The organism is Gilliamella sp. Fer4-1, from assembly GCF_001690515.1.
Taxonomy (GTDB): domain Bacteria; phylum Pseudomonadota; class Gammaproteobacteria; order Enterobacterales; family Orbaceae; genus Gilliamella; species Gilliamella apicola_C.
This window is the reverse complement of the sequence record NZ_LZGZ01000022.1, coordinates 1-846: the sequence shown is the minus strand read 5'-3', so window position 1 is coordinate 846 and position 846 is coordinate 1. Positions and strand designations below refer to the sequence as shown.

The following is an 846-nucleotide window of genomic DNA, read 5'->3' as shown; positions in this document are numbered from 1 at the left end:
GAACAACTAATAATTGCAGATAGTATAATCTGAACCCATTTCCATCTACGATTATATTTATAAAAGCGTTCCGCCATCTTGTGATGACAAGTTTGGCTATAGACTATTTTTCCGTAAGCTTCTCTAATCTGAGCTTCTAAAGCTAATTTATAATTTTCTTTTGGACTCATGTTAATTATCTTAATATTTATTTAAATAAATCAGTTAAGTTCGATTAATAATCTTCTTTATTACTTTTAAATCCACCTCCATAATTTTAGCCATACTTTCAATGGCATGTCTACACATTTTAGTACCAAAAAGATAAGGTCATAGGTTGATTTTATATTCAATAGGTGACGGGTAATTTAAAGAAGAATGAAACCTATTGTCATTAAACCAATCTATATAGTGATTAAATGGCAACCTAAGCTGTTCAAGTGAATCAAAAATCGTGTTTGACACAAATTCAGTCTTCACCGCTTTAAATTTCGCTTCAGCAACGGTATTATCATAGGGATATCCCTTATGGCTTAATGAGCGTTGAATGCCAAATTCCTTTAAACATTCATCAAGTAGATGATTATTAAATTCTTTTCCTCTATCTGAATGAAATACCTGAGACAGGTTACACTAATTACTGCCAGTTTAATAAGGTCATTGTTATGATGGACATGCCACTACAGAATGTTTTATATTATAAGTCTTTATAAGTAGTTTTAAGTAAAATAAATATGGCAGAATATAAAAATCAACATTATGTACCTCAACATTATTTATCGCGTTGGGCAATTATTTCTAATCCCAATAAAAAGAATGAACGTCTTCCTTTTATATTGGATAAAAGTACTAACAATATAAAACAGA

The 846-nt window shown here is 29.8% G+C and carries 1 protein-coding gene and 1 pseudogene; both read right to left on the bottom strand.

Going from position 1 to position 846, the window contains the following annotated elements; all coding sequences use genetic code 11:
- Positions 1 to 170 (bottom strand): annotated as a pseudogene (locus tag A9G30_RS13485) (SLATT domain-containing protein); the annotation flags it as partial.
- Positions 171 to 309: 139 nt separating this feature from the next.
- Complete coding sequence (locus tag A9G30_RS13480; protein WP_442902737.1) at positions 310 to 528, bottom strand: IS3 family transposase; 219 nt, start codon at positions 526 to 528, stop codon at positions 310 to 312.
- Between the last annotated feature and the right edge of the window lie 318 nt (positions 529 to 846).